The sequence below is a fragment of the Pseudoalteromonas sp. 2CM28B genome, from assembly GCF_023161935.1.
Genome location: NZ_JALNTH010000013.1, coordinates 79393 through 97615, shown reverse-complemented (window position 1 = coordinate 97615; position 18223 = coordinate 79393). Strand labels below are relative to the sequence as shown.

Genomic DNA, 18223 nt, shown 5'->3' with positions numbered 1-18223 from the left:
AAAAATGCTTACACAACAAGAATGCTAAAAATTGACCCGTCATTATATACCCAAATGACCCCATGATGCGAGCGTCGTTTGAATTAAAAGCGATTTAGGCAAGGCATTGATTGAAAGTAATAGTGGTTCTATTGTTAAAATCAATAACGCAGTATAAATCGCTTTTAAACCAACCCGTTGGGCGGTTCACAGACACTTACTCTCATCGTTGTTACTTTTTAAAAGGGATTGCCATTCTTGCAAAGTAACGCCTTGATATTAAGAGCCTGTGAAACGCTGAATTCTGTATCTTGGGGTCGTTTGGGTATCCTCTAGCTATAAAGGTAAACGCCAAACAGCGTGGTTTGGCGCTTTATACGGTATTTATTCGACTATTTTAATGTCGATAGGTGTTTGCTGCTCTTTTTGAGCAATAAAGTCGCGCACGTAACCTTCAAGCTGGTCAATAATGTTGTTGTTATCAATACGCGCTTTTTGACGCTCGCCATTAATGTATAAACCTGAGCGGCGGTTTGCACCGGCAAGGCCAATATCACTAACTAGGGCTTCGCCTGGGCCGTTAACGACACAACCAATTACCGAAACAGACATTGGCTCAACAACATCTTCTAGGCGCTCTTCAAGCTGGTTCATGGTGCTTACTACATCAAACTCTTGACGTGAGCAGCTAGGGCAGGCAATAAAGTTAATACCGCGAGAGCGTATACGCAGCGATTTTAAAATATCAAAACCTACTTTGATTTCTTGAACTGGGTCGGCAGCAAGTGATACACGTAGCGTATCGCCAATACCTTCGGCAAGTAACATGCCTAAGCCTACAGCCGATTTAACCGAGCCTGAGCGCATACCGCCGGCTTCGGTGATCCCTAAATGCAGGGGTTGATCTATTTCTTTAGCAAGTAAGCGATAAGCGCCTACAGCTAAAAATACGTCTGATGCTTTTACCGATATTTTAAATTGGTCAAAATCAAGGCGGCGTAATATATCTACATGGCGCATTGCTGATTCAAGTAATGCCTCGGGAGTTGGCTCGCCGTATTTTTCTTGTAGGTCGCGCTCTAATGAGCCGCCATTTACACCAATACGAATAGGAATATTATGCTCGCGCGCTGAGTCTACAACGGCTCTAATACGCTCTTCACTGCCTATATTTCCTGGGTTTATACGTAGGCAATCTACGCCGTATTTTGCCACTTTTAACGCTATGCGGTAATCAAAGTGAATATCGGCTACAAGCGGTATACTAACTTGCTCTTTTATACTTTTAAACGCTTCTGCGGCATCCATTGTTGGTACAGATACACGCACTATGTCGGCGCCGGCATCTTGTATTGCTTGGATTTGCGCTACCGTGGCATCTATATCCATGGTGTCGGTATTGGTCATCGACTGCACGGCAATAGGGGCACCGTCACCAATAGGCACGTTGCCTACATTGATGCGGGTTGATTTTCTGCGTTTAATTGGAGATTCTGAAAACATAGCGACTACTCTGCTAATGGTAATTTAAATTTGGCTAAACGATTTTTAGGATAACCAGAAATATCAACTGGTTCGCCGTTTAGAGAAACACTAACTACGTCGTGCTTACCCAGCACAACTGAAAAAGGCGGGGTGCCGCTTACAGCCATTTTATAGCCTGCTTTTTTTACGCCAAATGCTATGCGCTCACCTTCGCCATCGTGTATTTCTACCCAGCTCTCATCGTTAAACACCATGTTAATTGTACTGGTGTTACTTTGCGTGTCGGGCTCGTTAGTGGCTGTTTGGGTGCTAGCGGCAATAGGCGCCGTGGCATTAACGGCTTCACTTAAGGGGACTTGTTCAGCACTTAAAGGCATTACAGCCGGTGTGCGCTCAACGGCCTGTGTTGCTTGCATTTGCGAGGTGTTCTCGCTTTCGTTATTTAGCGCGTTGTTATTTTGCTGGTTATCTAAAATTGAATTTTCAATATTGATTGTGCTTGTTTGCTCATCGATAGGCGTAGCATTTTGCCAAAACCATAAGGCAGATGAGCCAATAACAATGGCTAAAATAATGTAGCTCACCAGCATTAGGCGGCTGTCATGGGCTTCTTTTTCTGTGCGGCGCGAAAAGCTTTGCATGTTAGCCGGCTTTGTAGGCTCGGGCGGTGCTGGCAATATAGCTAATATAGGGGCGCTATCGACGTGTAGTTCACGGCAATAGTTTTTAATGTAGCCTTTTACAAAGGTAATTGGGCCTAACGTTTGGTACTGATCGCTCTCTAAGCGTTGCAGCTGAGAAATAGAAAGCTTAAGTGGGCCAGTAAGTGACTCTAAGCTTACATTCGCTTGCTCTCTGTGCGCTTTTAATAGTTGCCCAACACTTGGCTCATCGCTTTGTTGCGTAGTTTCTTCTGTCATAATAGGTACGAATTTGGATCCACTAGTAATAGTCTGTGCCCAGGTGTAAGTTCTATATCTGGGCTTAATTTATTCCATCGCATTAATTCATCAATTAATACATGCCGCTGGGTAGCTATGTCGTAAAGGGTATCGCCAGCTTTAATCTCGTAATAAATATTAGGATCGTTTAAATAAATTTTACTTCCGTTGATAACACGATCCGACTCCTTTAGACCATTCCACTGCAGGAGTTTTTGTAGTTTAACATTGTATCGCACTGAAATGCTAAATAGGTTTTCACCAAACTCAATAATATGAAAAGGCACCTTTAAAGGGGGTACTTTTGGATTAAGCATGGGAGGCTCTTGTTTTACACTTGGTTGGTAGTTTTTTAGTGTAATGTCGTTACTGTCGCTGTATGGGTTATTACTAAATACCGCACTGTCTTTTTTAGCCTCATAAAATACTACCGAATTATTTAAGCCCGTATTCTGTGGGCCATTTGCAGCAGGGCGTGTATTTTGTGGGGTGTTAAAGTTAGCTTGTTTTGGCGCACCAAATGAAATTATTTTTACTTCGTCATCATCTTTGGGTGTTTGTTTAGCGACGGCTTTTGGCGGCTCAGCTGTGGGTGTAGACGTTTGTTGCGCTTGGTGATCCGTTGTTAAAGCCAAAAGCACCGCTGCGGTATCTGTATTAGATTCTGCAGGCGCAGATGTTGTAGTTGCTACTTGGGCAGTATTTGTTACGGTTGGAGCCGCTGCCGCAGCTGGCACTACTGCTTTTGTTGTTGTAACTACTTCAGCCTGCGTTGGTTGAGCCGCTGGCGTGAAAGTGGCAGCGTCATCATTTTGCTCAGCTACGGTTTTTTGTTTGTTTGCTGCGGCAATGGTTGCCTGTGCTTTTGCCGTCTCATTTAATACTGGGCTTGAAGGCTCAACCCCTGGAGAAATTAAGCTGGTCGAATTATCGGTAGTTGGGCGCTTTTTACGGATAATTTTAATTTTTGGTTGCTCAACACTGATTTGCTCTTCGCCATACTGCTCTTGAAGCTCCTTGAGTTGCGCTTTACGGTATTTTTCGCGCAGTATTTCAAACTCAGTTTGTTTAGTACGATTATCGCGAATAGCATAGGCTTGCTTACTTGTTGGGTAAGTTTGCATTATGGTGGCGGCAATTTTTTCTGCTTCTTCTATTCTGCCCATGCGCTGCTTAATTAAATAACCAAGCAATAAAGCACGTGCAGACACTCGGCCGGTGTCGTCATGACGCTTTAATACTTCGCTGGCTTTATGTAAATCGCTTTTAGCATAAAAAAGGGCGGCTAAGCTTATTAGGGTCGATGTACGTTGCGAGCTGTGATTAAGTGCTTGTTTAAAGTAACTCTCTGCATTTTCAAAGTCGTTAAATTCTATGGCACATAATGCAAGGTTTTCGTAGCTTTCGGCAACGCGAATATAGCTTGGAATATCAATTGCTTTTAAAAACTGATCGGTCGCGCGGTCATACTCTTCAATACTACATAAAAACACACCGTAGTTATTAAGCGTGTTCGGATCGTCAGGCTTAATTGCTAATGCTTTTTGATAGGCTTTATCGGCACGCTCTTTTTCGCCTACTTGTTGGTAATAATAAGCAAGAGAGTAATGTACTTCAGGTAGATTTGGGGCAAATTCTATAGCTCGCTCAAGGTTATACTTTGCTTGCGAGTTGTTGCCAGTTTCTAAGTATTGTAAAGCGAGGGCGATACGAGTGCGTGCTGCGCCTGCATTATTGATTTTGTTTTCGACGACGGGTTTGTCACTGCCGTTATAACTACTTTCACTTACGCACCCTGTAAGGGCAAGTGTTGAAAGTGTTAAAGCAAGTAAAGATCGCATTACCTTGTCTCTGTTTTTCTATCCATAGCGCCTATCTTACCTAAAACCCTTAGTGTTGCATCATTTATTTAAAAATAAACAACTTAACCACCCTGCATAGGAAATATACGCAGGGTGGTTACAGGCTTATGCTTGCTGGATATTTACGCTAATTGCGTTATCGTCGCGCATTTTCTTTTTCGCCATACGTTTAGTACGGTCAACAACATCGCCGGCTAATTGCCCACAGGCGGCGTCAATATCGTCACCACGAGTACGGCGCACAATACACGTAATACCCGCAGCCTGTAAAACCTTAGAAAAACGGTCAATACGGCTGTTGCTAGAGCGTGTGTATTCGTTACCCGGGAACGGGTTAAACGGAATAAGGTTAACTTTAGAAGGTGTACCTTTAAGCGTTTTAACCAGCTCATGTGCTTGGTCGGTGCTGTCGTTAACGCCATTTAGCATAACGTATTCAATGGTCACGTCTTTATTTGCTTTAGAGCCATCGATATAACGACGACACGCGGCTAAAAATTCTTCAATTGGGTACTTTTTATTAATTGGTACAAGTACGTCACGCAGAGCGTTATCAGGTGCGTGAAGTGAAATAGCAAGTGCTACATCTATTTTTTCTTTTAATAAATCAAGCGCAGGTACAACCCCTGAGGTACTTAATGTTACGCGGCGCTTAGATAAGCCAAAGCCCCAGTCGTCCATCATAAGTTCCATCGCCGGCACTACGTTTTTAATATTAAGTAGAGGCTCGCCCATACCCATCATTACTACGTTGGTAACTGGGCGTTTTTCGCTATTGCCATCAAGGCCTATGTCTTTAGCTACACGCCAAACTTGGCCAATAATTTCAGACACTTTAAGGTTACGGTTAAAGCCTTGTTGCGCAGTTGAACAAAACGTACACTCAAGGGCACAACCCACTTGCGAAGATACACACAAGGTGGCGCGGTCTTTTTCTGGGATCCATACAGCTTCAACTTCTTGGCCGCCATCAAGCACTAATGCGTACTTAATTGTGCCGTCGCTTGCTTGCTGGCGAACAGAGATTTCTGGCGCAACAATTTCGCATTCGTTTTTAAGCTTTTCTTTAAGCTTTTTATTAACGTTGCTCATGTCGTCAAAGTTATCAACGCCAAAATGATAAATCCATTTCATCACCTGGTCGCCACGAAATGGCTTTTCACCGAATGATACAAATAGCTCGCGCATTGCATCTCGGTTTAAATCTAATAAGTTAATCTTTTTTTGCTCGGTCATGAAACAACCTCAATCGGTGACGGTGGAGATAAAATTTACAAGGGCGAATTGTACACAATTCACCCACTTTAATCATTAAGTAAAATATCAAAAATGCACTTAAGGATACTTTACGTAATGACTAAAAAAGGGCTCGAAAGCCCTTTTCTTACTTTGCATTACAGCGTTAACTGTAAAACTCGAATTAACGAGTACGTGGGCAAAGCTCTTCGTCAGCGAAGAAGTATGCGATTTCGCGAGCAGCAGATTCAACAGCGTCAGAACCGTGAACAGCGTTTTCGTCGATGCTATCAGCGTAGTCTGCACGTAAAGTACCAGCTAGTGCTTCAGCAGGGTTAGTAGCACCCATGATTTCACGGTTTTTAAGAACAGCGTTTTCGCCTTCAAGAACGGTAACCATTACTGGACCAGATGTCATGAAAGATACTAAAGCACCGAAGAAAGGACGCTCGCTGTGCTCTGCGTAGAAACCTTCAGCTTTCTCTTTTGAAAGGTGAACCATTTTAGCTGCAACGATTTTAAGACCCGCAGTTTCGAAACGGTTGTAGATTGCGCCGATGTGGTTTTTTGCTACTGCATCAGGTTTTACGATTGAGAAAGTACGCTCTAAAGCCATCTTTATGCTCCAATAATTTTTAAATAAAAGTGTGAATATTTACGGGCGCGAATTATACGCGTTTTAATTGAAAAAACCTAATTTTATTAAAAACCAGTTTGGTTGCAGTTTTATGATCTTGATCAAAAGCACAATGTTTGTCGCATTTATAATGCCGCGCTTGTAAATTAATTAATCATGCAACCGACTTATACTCGGTTAGCTGTGTGGAGCGCATATGCCAGCTGTTTCTTCTGTAACTTCTTTTATTCCCGAACTGTTGTGCCCTGCAGGCAGTTTAAAAAATATGCGTTACGCCTTTGCTTATGGGGCCGATGCCGTTTACGCCGGCCAGCCTCGCTACAGTTTGCGGGTGCGCAATAATGAGTTTGACTTAGAGACCTTACAAATAGGTATTAATGAAGCTCACGCATTAAATAAAAAGTTTTATGTGGTATCAAATATTGCACCGCATAACGCTAAGGTTAAATCGTATTTACGTGATATTGAGCCAGTAATAGCAATGGGGCCCGATGCGCTGATTATGTCCGATCCGGGTTTAATTATGCTTGTTCGTGAAAAGTGGCCAGCCATGCCTATTCACCTATCGGTGCAAGCAAATGCCGTTAATTACGCTAGTGTGCGGTTTTGGGCAAAACAAGGTATTGAGCGTGTTATTTTATCTCGCGAGCTATCGCTTGAAGAAATAAAGGAAATACGCACACAGTGTCCAGAAACCGAGCTAGAAGTATTCGTGCATGGTGCATTATGCATGGCTTATTCTGGACGATGTTTACTCTCGGGTTATATAAATAAGCGCGACCCAAATCAAGGTACGTGTACCAATGCATGCCGTTGGGATTACGATGTAAAACCTGGGGTTGAAAACGAGACGGGCGAAATGGTGCATAAGTTTGATCCGAAATAGGTAATTCCTACTCTTGGCGAAGGCGCACCAAGCAATGATGTATTTATGCTTGAAGAGCAAGGTCGCCCAGGTGAATACATGCCAGCCTTTGAGGATGAACACGGCACCTATATTATGAACTCAAAAGATTTGCGCGCCGTACAATACGTAGAGCAGTTAACAAAAATGGGTGTACATAGTTTAAAAATAGAAGGGCGGACAAAATCGTTTTATTACGTAGCGCGCACCGCGCAAGTATACCGTAAAGCCATAGATGATGCGGCATCGGGTAAACCATTCGATACTCACTTATTTAAAACACTTGAGAACTTAGCGCATAGAGGCTACACCGAAGGCTTTTTAAAGCGCCATGCCCACCAAGATTATCAAAACTATGAATACGGTCACTCTGTATCAACTAAGCAGCAATTTGTTGGGGAAGTAATCGGGCGCTATGCTGATGGTTTAGTTGAAATAGAGGTAAAAAATAAATTCTGCGTTGGGCATTCTTTAGAGCTTATGACACCACAAGGAAACATTACGTTTGAGCTTAAATACATGCAAAACAAAAAGGGCGAAAGTATTAGTGATGCCAAAGGCTCTGGGCATATTGTAAAAGTTCAGTTAGATGAAGGTATTAATTTAGAGCACGCTATATTGATGCGTAATTTAGATGAGCACCAAGATACACGTAACCCACATAAGCATGCAGTAGCGAATTAATAATGATTAAATGCTTTTAAAGATAACGTTAATATCATAGTTTCATACTGAGCAACCTGACTTGCACTGAAGACAATAAATCGATTAAAAATAAAATAAGGCTCTACACAAAATAGAGCCTCATTTTTATAATTTAGAAGCGATAACTTGCTCCTAAATAAACAGTACGGCCATTAATCGTTGTGTTGTATAAACGATTTTTAGAGTCTGAATATTGCTCTTCTCGTTCATTAGTTAAATTACTGGCTTCTATAGTGAGCTTTAGCTTTTCATTTACTTGATAAAAAGCGGATGCATCTATGTATGTGCTGGCATGAAAACCGTTTTCGTCTTCATCGCCGTTACCCGCTTGTACCGCTGCAATATAGTCACTTCTATAAGCGGCTGCAACACGTGCGCCCCATGAGTCAGAATCGTAATATACTGTAAAGTTACCAGAGTGTTCTGAAAGCCCTGGGAACGATTTATATTGATCAACACCTGAGTTACCCACATTACGGTAAAGCGCTTCACCATCAGCAAAGGTATAATTAGCAATAACACCTAAGTTATTAAGTGGAGCAGGTAAAAAGTCGAGATCTCGTTGAAAAGCCAGTTCCCAGCCACTAATATCACTTTCATCTAAGTTTTGTGGCTGAATAACGGTAAAAACAGTATTTGCTGTTTGTGGGTTGCCGTTTTCGTCTACGTCGCCTAGTAAACTAACAGGGTAGCCAGTCTGGCTGTATGGAATATCATATGTTTCGGTGATAATGAAGTTATCGATAGATTTATGGAAGTAACTTACGGCTGCATACCCTATATTTTCAAAGTAATATTCAACTGAAAAGTCGAAATTAACTGACTCGTATGGTTTAAGGTTTGGGTTTCCTGAACTGATACTTAGGCCATTGGTTGATGTGGCATCATTTTGTACTACACCTGTTGGCACTAATGCAGCGAGTGAAGGGCGGGTGAGGTTTTCGCCATAACTTGCACGTAGCACTAAACTGTTATTACTATCCCACACTAAATTTATAGCGGGTAGTAACCCTGAATAGGTATTTTCAACGTCAACTACTTCTCCATTTATTAACCCTATAGCATTGGTAGTAGTATCGTAATGACGCACACCCGCATTACCCATTAAGTAACCTGAGCCTAGTTCCCATTCAGCTTCGTACTGCAAATAAGCGCCAAAGGTTTTTTCTTGTACGTTATCGGTAAAATCAGGGTTATCTAAATTAGGGTCGATATTCATACTCGCTAGAGTGCCTAGTACATCAACACTTACCCATTGTTGCTTATTGTGTGCGGTATTGGTAAATGTAAGGCTTGAATCTACCGTGTCATCCAGTACGCCATCTTCCCAGTCACTACGGTTAATGTTGTCAGATTTACTTTCACCGTTTTCACTTTCAAACTTTTTATTAGATACACCAAACTTTATATTTGAAGCATTGTTTAGTGTGTAATTAAAATCTAATTTCATAGAGTCGAATGTATTAGTTATTTCTTCTTCAGATATATCAATTTCGTGATAACGAAATAAACTACTGTCTGTAGGCTCAAACCCGTATGTGTTTTCACCATAATAAGCATCTTGGCGGTAATCAATTGTTTCATCACCAAATGTTTCTAGATAAACTTTAACACTCCCGGTATTAAATTTGGTTTCTGAGCGCCCCACGAGAGCGGTCATATTTAAATCTTCTGTAATTTGCCAGTCACTTTTTAATACAAATTGGCTTATTTTAGTGTCTGCATATTGGCTGCGGCTTTCTGAGTGTATTGCGGCATCTTCGTATACTGAGTAGATAGCGTCGTTATTTTCATTTATTTCAAGTGTGGTGAGCTTTGAGCATACCTGCTCGTTGTTATAAGCAGGGCCTGTACAGCCAAGAGCTGTTGAGCTTGAGCCTCGGTTTTGTAAGTGGAATTCACTGCGATCATTATTCAGTTCACCATATAAAGCATCAAAACTAAATTCAAGGTTATTATTTGGGCGATATTGCAGAGCAAGGGTCGTCCCTAAACGTTCCTGTTCATTTTCAAATAATGAATAGCGGCTACCACGTGAAAAGCTCACTTCTTCGTTGTTAATTTTATCTTGTAATTCATCTGATAGTTCAGATATATCTGAGCCAGATGCATTTTTTTTGCGCCAACGATACGTATTGTAACCTTGTTCATTTACATCACGTTTGCTGTATGCAATTGAAAATAATGCACCAAATTTATCATCCCATGTATTTGAGATAAGCGCTGCAACTCGTGGGCTAACATCATCGGTTTGTGAGTTATCGCCAAGTTGACCTGATAGAGCAGTATTAAAACCATCAAAATCAAATGGTTTAGCTGTATGAAGCCCAACAGTACCGCCTATGCCGCCTTCATCCATTTCGGCAGAAAATGATTTTTTTACATCAACGCGTTGAAATAACTCAGACGCAAATATATTAAAATCAAAAGCGCGAGAGCGACTTACTGAACCTCGGCTATCCATTGCTGAAGACGATGTACCTAAAGCTTCCATACCGTTGAGTTGTACTTGTGTAAAGTTTGGACCCAAGCCTCGTAACGAAATTTGTCGGCCTTCGCCGCCTTCTCGAGTTATGGCAATGCCAGGTACACGTTGTAGTGAGTCTGCTAGATTTAGATCGGGAAAATCTGCAATATCTTCAGCCACAATAGAATCTTGTGCGCCCACAGCATTTCGTTTTAAATCTTTTGCTTTTAACAAACTGTTGCGATAACCCTGTACAACAATTTCTTCCACTTCTGTTTGCGCAGATTGTTCTGCATACACATAATTAGACGCGCCTAATGAACTCATTATAGCCGTTGCTAAAAGCGTACGAGATGGTTTGTTCAACATGATGTTTCCTTGGTTTTTAATTTAAAGTTGATTATTAATAAAAGGGTTTGTGCGCACTAAATGACCTTCGTCAAATTGCACCACATAGTTAAAGCGCGCCTGCTGTGGCGAGCCGGGTATAAAATCGGTTGAAATTACTTGTGCGCCGCTATTTTTTGCAGCATTAAACTGCATTGTTCGTTGCGAATTAGTGGCACTTAAATTTGCATCTGCGCGGGTACGCACCATGTAGCCTTTTAATACAAGTTGCTGAATTTTATAAAAGTCGCGTATAGGGTTGTTCACAATCATAAAAGCAGCTTCGGACTGGTTTTCATCATAATGAGCAAACATGCTAGCCCCCTTTAACGAAGGCCTATTTTGTTTATAAAGTGCGGATTGTTGTGTATTGCCATCAAATAAGAATATGAACTTACCTGCTAAGGCACGTGTACTTGGCCACCCAAACTTAACGACGGTTTGGTTTAAAGATAATGGCGTTTTGCGTAAATCATCTGGCGTGAATAATAAGTTAGGTAACGATTTTTGAATTAACTCATCGAGTAAATAATAATCTTTCGATGTAAATTTAAGTGGCTGGGTTCCTAAAATTAAATCAGACCGTGTTTCTTTTACATTAAGCATTACAACAATTGGAAAGTGCTGCGGATTTGCCTCTGACCATGCTTTGAGTGTATTTAAACAGCCACTAAACAACACACAATGGCTTTGCACATCAATGTCGGGAATGTGCATTACTTTAAATCCTGGCGTTGCTAATTGCTTTTTTTCTAACTCATTAAACAAAGGCGTTGTTGCAAAAGTATTAGCCCAAGGTTTTATGTATAAACCCCCATTAGGGTCTTTTAAAACGTCAATTTCTAAATGGCGAACACCGCTATTTAACTGTTTAATAATAGATGAATGACCGTAATCAATACGGGCCATTAGCTTGGGGCTTAAATCATTTAATTTATGTTTAACGCTTACGTTTAATGTTTTTTTATAGCTGTTATGTGAACCAATCATTTGCAGGGTGTTTAATGGCTTAGCGCTAACACTGGTTACATAACCTGCAAAAATAATAAAAATAAAAAATGGCATAGCACGTCTCAATTGTTGAGTTTGCTATCTAAGAGCGAGCATTTATAAATTAGGGGACACAAAAATATGCATTTAATAAAAGTTTCATAATAGAAAAGCATGTTTATAAAATTTTATGTCCCCTTTTATCCATTACCGCGCTCTAAATAATAAGTGAAATAAAAACGGGATAAAGCCATCATGATTAGAGTCAAAGTACTATGGTTAGCACTATGGATTGGGTTATGTATTACATGCAAAGTAAGTGCTATTGAGTACTTTGAGGTTAAAAGTGCGCCGCAGATGGAGACGGTTAAAGTGGCCTTTTTAGCCGATATTCATCTACATGATATTTTTGCTAATTTACATGACGTAGATAATATAGAACTCCCAAAGGACGTTACCTCAAAGCAACCATTACTAGTGCGTAGTATGCTTGCCCAGCTCCATTCAACACGTCTTTTTAATGAAAATTATTTTGTTTTTTTACATGTATTAGATGAACTAGCCGAAAAAAAAATAAAACTAGTCGCCTTACCTGGCGATTTTACTGATGATGGCCAACCTATTAATGTGCGGGCACTGGCGCGTATTTTAGGTCATTATGAAAAGAAATATGGAATGCGTTTTTTTGCCATACCGGGTAATCACGATCCCGTAAAACCATATACAACACCGGCAGGTAAAGCGGACTTTTTAATGGCGCAAGGTAAAGAGTTTGGTGTTTATAGTTATCAACATGAAAAGTGTATGGCTAAGCTGGCAGTATGTGATGATGGTTTAAAAAACTGGGGATACGCTGAAATACTAAGCACACTCGATGACTTTGGGTTTAGTAAACATAAAGGTGATGTGCTATATGAAACACCTTATAAAAACCAAGAGTTTATATGGTGTAACCCCAATAACAAAAAACACTGTATCACCATGCCCGATGCGAGCTATTTAGTTGAGCCTATAAAAGGGGTTTGGTTAATGGCAATTGATGCCAATGTGTATGCACCGCAATGGCAAAACTCACCGCTCACTTTTAAAGGGTCGTCTGGTGCCGGCTATAATGCTTTAATTGATGCAAAGCCTCTATTGTTAAAGTGGATAAAAACGGTTGTAAAAAGAGCCAAAACTCAAAATAAAACACTGGTTGCATTTAGTCACTTTCCAATGGGGGAGTTTTACGACAATGCAAATGACGAATTACATAAAGTGTTTAGCCGTGGTCATTTTTCTCTACCAAGAGTGCCAACACCACGTACAGCAAAAATACTGGCAGATACAGGGTTAACGCTCCATTTTGCAGGGCATATGCATTTAAATGATACGGCGCTGATAACCAGTAATCAGCACTCCCAGTTAGTTAATGTGCAAGTGCCAAGTTTAGCGGCTTACAAAGCGGCCTATAAAGTTGTAGAGCTAAATTTAGCTAAGCAAACCGCGCTTATTAGTACTCATACATTAGACGATGTGCCGGGTTTTAATAACTTATTTAGTTTATATGAAAAGGAATGGCAGTATCGTAACTTGCATAATCTTAGTAATTTTGACCGCACTATTTTGAACTCAAAGAGTTATGGTGATTTTACCAAGCAACATTTATTTGGGCTGATTAAACAGCGTTTTTTAAAACGCGATTGGCCTAAAAATTTAGTGGCATGGTTAAATGACAATCATCATTTAGCCGATTGGTTTATAAATATGCAATGTTTAAATGAAGCACCGCCTAATTTGCTCTCTCAGCTTGAAGCTGTATCGACAAAAGAATGGCTTCAAGATTTTTATTTATTACGAAATGGTGATGTAACAGCAGATATAACAGCTAAAAAGCGTATTACTTATCAACAACTAAATACTTTTTTAGCACAATCGACATGTAAAACAGATACGCAAATACAGCAATACTTAGCCCTGTTAATAAAAGTAATGGCAAAATTTAGTCAACATACCCAGGGGGAGAATTTCCGCGTTGATTTAAAAACAGGAAAAATCATTTAATACTGATAACTCAACCCTAAGTAAAAGGTACGTCCACTTGTGGTTGAGTTGTAAGCTCTGAGGGTTGAATTACTGTATTGTCGCTCTTGTTCATTACTGAGATTAAATGCGCTAAATTTAAGTTTCCAATAATTAGAAAAATAATAATTTACACTTGCATCCCAATAGGTGGTCGGCATAAATCCGGTTTCGTTTTCATCGAGTAAAAGGCTGCCAGCACGCACTAAATATTTATCTCTAAAAATAGCGCCGAGTTTAAAATTGAATTTGGGGTGGTCGTAAAAAATCATACTTGATGCGGTAATTTTAGATAAAAAAGGCAGGTTTTTTTTAAATAAAGCAGTGCCATTATTTGAGTCGTAATAGGTGACTTTACCTTTATTATAAGCAGCTTGTATATTAATGCCCCAATCAGAATTATGTATTAAGTAGTTTAAACTTACCTCGGCTCCCCACTGATAGGCCGTCTCTGCATTACTTAGCCAAAGTAATTGACTATCGGAGGTTGTAGGCGGCGAATCTTCAAATAAAGGCGCTTGTGTTGTGACTATGTAATCCTCTAGATCTTTATAAAAAAGTGATATGTTAAACGAACTGTGACTACTAAAATCAGCCTCTAAGGAAATATCGCTATTATAAGATAAGTAAGGTTTTAGATTTGAGTTAAATATGTATTTTGTACTATTGGGGGTATCGTTTGAGCCATCAAAATTGAGTGAATTTAGTAATGGTTTTGAATAGTTTTTAGAAAGTCCTGCACGAAATCGCCAATTATCGTTAATAAAATATGACCCATTAAAAGTTGGAAGCCATAGACTATACAAAATCGGAGAGTAAGGCGCTTGAGTGTAAGATGTTATAGATTCTGATTGGTAACGTACACCTATATGAGCCTCCCATTTTTCTTGCTCTGTACTCAATAGAGTATAAGCACCTCTGCTATATTCCTTTATATGTTCAGCTTTAGTCGTGATTAAAAAATTATTGGCTTGTACATTAAATGGGTCAATGCCATAAAGCTTGAGTGCCTCATTCGTGTTTATTTTTAACCACTGCTGTTTTTTATGTGCATTTTGCGATGAAACATACGATGCAGGAAGGTCAATTAATTGTTGTGGTGTATCGGGTATTTCATTAAAAAAAATATCGTTTTGCTGTGCGTTATTCATTTTATTTTCAAACAGAGTCCAGTCAGCCCCAAATTGAAGAGTTATCAAACTATTAACGTCATATTGAAAATCTAATTTTGCGAAGGTGTACTCACTATTTGAATTGTATTGCTCTATATCACCATGATGCATTTGCCACATTGTCGGATTTTTTAAGTTTTCGCTGTACTTAATATCTGCATAAAATGGCGTTTTACGATAATCAATTGTAACGTCACTTACACCTTGGGTATAAATCTTATTGCTGAAAGGAATGTCATACTTTGAGCGCTCGTTTCCTAATATGGCGTTTATTTTCCAATTTTGATCTACTTGTTGTGTAAGCGAGAGCACGCCTTGCTGATATGCCGTTTTTATTTTTTGGGCTCTACTTTCAGTAGCGACTCTTGCATTTTCATAACGTGCATACACAAGCTCATTATTTTTATTAGCTTGAATGTCTTTAATTGTTGTTAGCCCTTTAATTATAGGCGTTGACTGATCCCCTCTAGGGTATAAATGATATTCATGCCTATCACCTTTTAAAAACCCTGAGAGCATATCAAAATCAAAATGGGTGGTTTCATTTTTGTACTCTACAGATAGGTTTGCCCCAAATCGCTGCTGGGTTGCTTGCCATACCGAGTAGCGATTACCGCGAGGGATTATATAATCGCCTTGAGTTAAATACTGAGCTTGTGATTGAGTTAACGCCGAGAGATCAGCGCCTTCTATGGCAATATTTCGCCAGCGAAATGTATTAGCGCCTTGCTCTAACGATTCTCTGTTTGTGTACGCAACGCTTGCAAGTACCCCCCAATTATTCCAGGTGTTAGAAATTAAGCTTGAATAACGCGTTGCGCCAGTACCTGTATAGTCGTTGTAGCCAAGCTCAGGGGTAATAATAAATTTAAACCCCTCATTATCTAAGGGGTTTATAGTTTTCAGTGCCATAGTACCAGATATTCCACCTGCTATTTTGTCGGCAGAATAGGCTTTAATTACATGAATTTGTTTAAATAGTTCGGCAGGTAATATATTAAAATCGAAAGAACGATCGCGCTGTTTTTGCACTCGGCTATCCATCGGTGAATCGTTATTCGCTAATACAGGCATGCCGTTAAGTGTTACCAAACTAAAATCAGGATAACTGCCACGTATTGATACTTGGCGTCCTTCGCCAGCTTCGCGAGTAATGGCTACACCCGGAATATACTGTAAGGCTTCAGCCAAGTTAGTATTTGGTATATCGGTAATATCTTGTGCTGAAATTGCTTCGCTAATCGTTTTAATATTGTGTTTTAAGTTTCGTGAGCGAGCCAACGAATAGCGGATACCCTTTACTGTTATTTCTTCAAGTGTTTCGTTATTGGTCGTTATTTTTTGTTGAAAAATAACAAAACCCTTGTCTTGAATTTTATATGTTAACTCGCTGCCTCTTAGTAAAAAATCTAATGCTTGAGCAAGTGTATGATCGCCAATTAAGGTGGATGTAGTTTTGTCGTCGATAAGTGAAGGGTTACTACTAAAAGAGACTGCATACGCATTTGCTACTTCTCTTAAGCTGTCACTGAGAGAACCGGCAGGTATATAAACAAACGTATGTATGTTTTTTGCGGCACTTGGCATTGCTGTTAAGCAACTAACAGCAATAAAAAAGTACACTAAAATACGTTTATTTAATGTACACACATGTTTTAGCATAAGAGTTTAATCAACATACTTCATTTAAGGTCGCGTTAAATGAAGTTCGTTGTTCTTTTTTTCTACATTCCAGTTGTAAGTAGATGCTATCAGCATAAGGCTTTGTTGCGGGGTTTCGAGATTAAATCGTCCGCTAATTAAAGTATTATTGAGTGCGTTATCTACTTTAATTACCATAGGGCTATAACGCTGCAATTGCTTTATAACAGTGGTTAGAGGTTCTTTTTTTGCATCAATCCAACCCATTCGCCAAGCAGGGAGTTGTGCCAACTGCTGGCTATAATCTACAGCTATATGTCCATTTTTTATAACAGCTTGTTGAGAGGGAGTTAATATCACTTTATCTAAGGCCGAGACTTCTACCCTGCCTTCGTACACTGTTACCACTACTTCATCCTTATTGCGCTCTACATCAAAAGAAGTACCTAGTACTTTAATACTTGCTTGTCCGGAATTTATTATAAATGGCCGTGTTTTATCTTTGGCTACATCAAAAAAAACCTGTCCTTTTTTTAATTCGATTTGCCTAGAGTGTGGTAGTAAGTGCGCAGTCAACTCACTATCTGCATTTAAGTGTAAATATGAACCGTCATCTAATAACTTAGATACACGTTTGCCTAAACGTGCTACTAAAAGCTGAGGTAGGTTAGTTTCAACTGCTGTTTTTGCAATAGGTGTTGGTGTAAACGCTTGTTGAGATATAGCAAGCCAGTACACTGCAAAGGCAATAGCGCTAAAGCTTGCCGCTAACGCGAGCACAGGGAAATGTCTAGAGCGTTTAGTGTTAGGCGCAATTTCTGGAGTCGCTAAATTATTTTGTTTAGTGCAAATGTATAGAGCTTGTTTAACAGCAGGATCGCCAAATACATTGGCTATTTTTTCAAATGCATTCTTATTTTCTGCGCATTTTAACCAAAGCGATAGTTCTTCACGGTCATGATCATTTAAATCATTAATCCGGTCTAGCCAATCTGCTGCCTGTTCTAAGCGTTGTTCGTTCATTAAAAAACCTAACCTGCGTTGATTAAATATAAAGAGCGTAAAAGTGTAATAAAGGGGACATTTTTATTGATTTTTTTCTATGTGAAGCGTTATTTGTATCATTGCGCGCGTAATATGTTTTTTTACAGATTCTTGGCTCATATTTAACTGCAGACTAATTTCTTCGCGACTTAATCCGTTAATACGTCGAAGCTTAAATACTTTTCTTCTTAAAGGTGGCAACTCTTCCAACGCACTTTTAACAAGCTCGAGCTTTTGCTCTGTAATTGACTGCGCCTCTGGATCGCTATTATCACCTGTAAAAAGCTCAATATCTTCTGCATTATTTGGTTGGCTTTTATTTTTTTGCCAATCACTATACATAACAGACTTTGCGACTTGATTTATGTACGCCTGAAAGTTTTCTATCTCCGATGTATTATTTCTAGTTAATGTTCTTAATAGAGCCTCTTGTACTAAGTCGTCTATGTCATCTGCATTGCTAGATCGGCGACTAATGAACTTACGAATATGGCTAATAATATTTTTTACATCGGTCTGTTCAGAAGAAGCATTTAAATTCGATGGCAGGGGGCTTTTAAAAGTCTTCATTACTCGCTCTAGAATTTTATTTTAAATAAATAATAAGCGAATAATATGACCAGCTTATTACAAGCAAGTTGGTGCGTAAATTTAAAGAAAGTAATTGATTAAGATCAATTGTTCTATATTAATAAAGTGCATAATTTGGGGA

At 39.6% G+C, this 18223-nt stretch carries 11 protein-coding genes and 1 pseudogene; 2 read left to right on the top strand and 10 right to left on the bottom strand.

The annotated features are described in order from the left end of the window. Positions 1-363: 363 nt before the first annotated feature. The 5 genes from ispG to ndk form a co-directional block, all read right to left on the bottom strand. A complete protein-coding gene (gene ispG / locus MTN96_RS17805) occupies positions 364-1482 on the bottom strand; it encodes a flavodoxin-dependent (E)-4-hydroxy-3-methylbut-2-enyl-diphosphate synthase (RefSeq protein WP_248532406.1) in 1119 nt (372 codons plus the stop codon). Positions 1483-1487: 5 nt separating this feature from the next. Next, complete coding sequence (locus MTN96_RS17800; RefSeq protein WP_248532405.1) at positions 1488-2384, bottom strand: RodZ domain-containing protein; 897 nt, start codon at positions 2382-2384, stop codon at positions 1488-1490. After that, entirely contained in the window at positions 2381-4246 is a 1866-nt protein-coding gene (pilW, locus tag MTN96_RS17795; protein ID WP_248450028.1) for a type IV pilus biogenesis/stability protein PilW, read from the bottom strand. The genes MTN96_RS17800 and pilW overlap by 4 nt, the downstream gene beginning before the upstream one ends. Positions 4247-4372: 126 nt before the next feature. Next, positions 4373-5503, bottom strand: a complete 1131-nt coding sequence (locus MTN96_RS17790) for a bifunctional tRNA (adenosine(37)-C2)-methyltransferase TrmG/ribosomal RNA large subunit methyltransferase RlmN (RefSeq protein ID WP_004586995.1) — start codon at positions 5501-5503, stop codon at positions 4373-4375. Between the two features lie 184 nt (positions 5504-5687). After that, a complete protein-coding gene (gene ndk, locus MTN96_RS17785) occupies positions 5688-6119 on the bottom strand; it encodes a nucleoside-diphosphate kinase (protein ID WP_004586996.1) in 432 nt (143 codons plus the stop codon). Positions 6120-6336: 217 nt separating this feature from the next. On the opposite strand from ndk, the pseudogene yegQ reads away from it, so the two are divergent. Further along, a pseudogene (gene yegQ / locus MTN96_RS17780) lies at positions 6337-7728 on the top strand (tRNA 5-hydroxyuridine modification protein YegQ). A 133-nt stretch (positions 7729-7861) separates the two neighbouring features. Here the strand turns inward: yegQ and MTN96_RS17775 are convergent. Further along, positions 7862-10585 carry a TonB-dependent receptor gene (locus MTN96_RS17775; protein WP_248532404.1) on the bottom strand — a complete coding sequence of 908 codons (2724 nt, stop codon included), beginning with the start codon at positions 10583-10585 and terminating at the stop codon, positions 7862-7864. A 21-nt stretch (positions 10586-10606) separates the two neighbouring features. Next, positions 10607-11668, bottom strand: coding sequence for a Ca2+-dependent phosphoinositide-specific phospholipase C (locus MTN96_RS17770; RefSeq protein ID WP_248532403.1), 1062 nt, complete (start codon positions 11666-11668; stop codon positions 10607-10609). 180 nt (positions 11669-11848) lie between these two features. On the opposite strand from MTN96_RS17770, the gene MTN96_RS17765 reads away from it, so the two are divergent. Further along, a complete protein-coding gene (locus MTN96_RS17765) occupies positions 11849-13636 on the top strand; it encodes a metallophosphoesterase (RefSeq protein ID WP_248532402.1) in 1788 nt (595 codons plus the stop codon). Here the strand turns inward: MTN96_RS17765 and MTN96_RS17760 are convergent. The 3 genes from MTN96_RS17760 to MTN96_RS17750 all read right to left on the bottom strand — a co-directional run bounded on the left by MTN96_RS17760 (position 13633) and on the right by MTN96_RS17750 (position 18081). Continuing rightward, positions 13633-16488, bottom strand: a complete 2856-nt coding sequence (locus tag MTN96_RS17760) for a TonB-dependent receptor (RefSeq protein ID WP_248532401.1) — start codon at positions 16486-16488, stop codon at positions 13633-13635. The two genes, MTN96_RS17765 and MTN96_RS17760, sit on opposite strands and share 4 nt — an antisense overlap. Before the next feature lie 24 nt (positions 16489-16512). Beyond that, the gene (locus MTN96_RS17755; RefSeq protein WP_248532400.1) at positions 16513-17490 is read right to left on the bottom strand and encodes a FecR family protein; all 978 of its coding nucleotides are present in this window, start codon (positions 17488-17490) and stop codon (positions 16513-16515) included. Between the two features lie 63 nt (positions 17491-17553). Then, positions 17554-18081 (bottom strand): RNA polymerase sigma factor, encoded by a 528-nt coding sequence (locus MTN96_RS17750; RefSeq protein WP_248532399.1) that lies wholly within the window; start codon positions 18079-18081, stop codon positions 17554-17556. Between the last annotated feature and the right edge of the window lie 142 nt (positions 18082-18223).